Origin of the sequence: Paenarthrobacter sp. 2TAF44, from assembly GCF_052114885.1 — a bacterium.
Lineage (GTDB): Bacteria > Actinomycetota > Actinomycetes > Actinomycetales > Micrococcaceae > Arthrobacter.
In genome coordinates, this window is record NZ_JBFRFP010000056.1 from 1 (window position 1) to 1,538 (window position 1,538).

At 57.0% G+C, this 1,538-nt stretch carries 1 rRNA gene; it reads right to left on the reverse strand.

Features of this window, described 5'->3' with window-relative positions:
• Positions 1-17: 17 nt before the first annotated feature.
• A 16S ribosomal RNA gene (locus AB4Z15_RS24920) occupies positions 18-1,537 on the reverse strand.
• Between the last annotated feature and the right edge of the window lies 1 nt (position 1,538).

The following is a 1,538-nucleotide window of genomic DNA, read 5'->3' on the forward strand; positions in this document are numbered from 1 at the left end:
TGTTAGCAGCTCCTTAGAAAGGAGGTGATCCAGCCGCACCTTCCGGTACGGCTACCTTGTTACGACTTAGTCCCAATCGCCGGTCCCACCTTCGACGGCTCCCCCCACAAGGGTTAGGCCACCGGCTTCGGGTGTTACCAACTTTCGTGACTTGACGGGCGGTGTGTACAAGGCCCGGGAACGTATTCACCGCAGCGTTGCTGATCTGCGATTACTAGCGACTCCGACTTCATGGGGTCGAGTTGCAGACCCCAATCCGAACTGAGACCGGCTTTTTGGGATTAGCTCCACCTCACAGTATCGCAACCCTTTGTACCGGCCATTGTAGCATGCGTGAAGCCCAAGACATAAGGGGCATGATGATTTGACGTCGTCCCCACCTTCCTCCGAGTTGACCCCGGCAGTCTCCTATGAGTCCCCGCCATCACGCGCTGGCAACATAGAACGAGGGTTGCGCTCGTTGCGGGACTTAACCCAACATCTCACGACACGAGCTGACGACAACCATGCACCACCTGTAAACCGACCGCAAGCGGGGCACCTGTYTCCAGGTCTTTCCGGTTCATGTCAAGCCTTGGTAAGGTTCTTCGCGTTGCATCGAATTAATCCGCATGCTCCGCCGCTTGTGCGGGCCCCCGTCAATTCCTTTGAGTTTTAGCCTTGCGGCCGTACTCCCCAGGCGGGGCACTTAATGCGTTAGCTACGGCGCGGAAAACGTGGAATGTCCCCCACACCTAGTGCCCAACGTTTACGGCATGGACTACCAGGGTATCTAATCCTGTTCGCTCCCCATGCTTTCGCTCCTCAGCGTCAGTTACAGCCCAGAGACCTGCCTTCGCCATCGGTGTTCCTCCTGATATCTGCGCATTTCACCGCTACACCAGGAATTCCAGTCTCCCCTACTGCACTCTAGTCTGCCCGTACCCACTGCAGAACCGGAGTTGAGCCCCGGTCTTTCACAGCAGACGCGACAAACCGCCTACGAGCTCTTTACGCCCAATAATTCCGGATAACGCTTGCGCCCTACGTATTACCGCGGCTGCTGGCACGTAGTTAGCCGGCGCTTCTTCTGCAGGTACCGTCACTTTCGCTTCTTCCCTACTGAAAGAGGTTTACAACCCGAAGGCCGTCATCCCTCACGCGGCGTCGCTGCATCAGGCTTTCGCCCATTGTGCAATATTCCCCACTGCTGCCTCCCGTAGGAGTCTGGGCCGTGTCTCAGTCCCAGTGTGGCCGGTCACCCTCTCAGGCCGGCTACCCGTCGTCGCCTTGGTAGGCCATTACCCCACCAACAAGCTGATAGGCCGCGAGTCCATCCAAAACCACAAAAGCTTTCCACCCCCCACCATGCGATGAGGAGTCATATCCGGTATTAGACCCAGTTTCCCAGGCTTATCCCAGAGTCAAGGGCAGGTTACTCACGTGTTACTCACCCGTTCGCCACTAATCCCCCAGCAAGCTGGGATCATCGTTCGACTTGCATGTGTTAAGCACGCCGCCAGCGTTCATCCTGAGCCAGGATCAAACTCTCCGTTGAA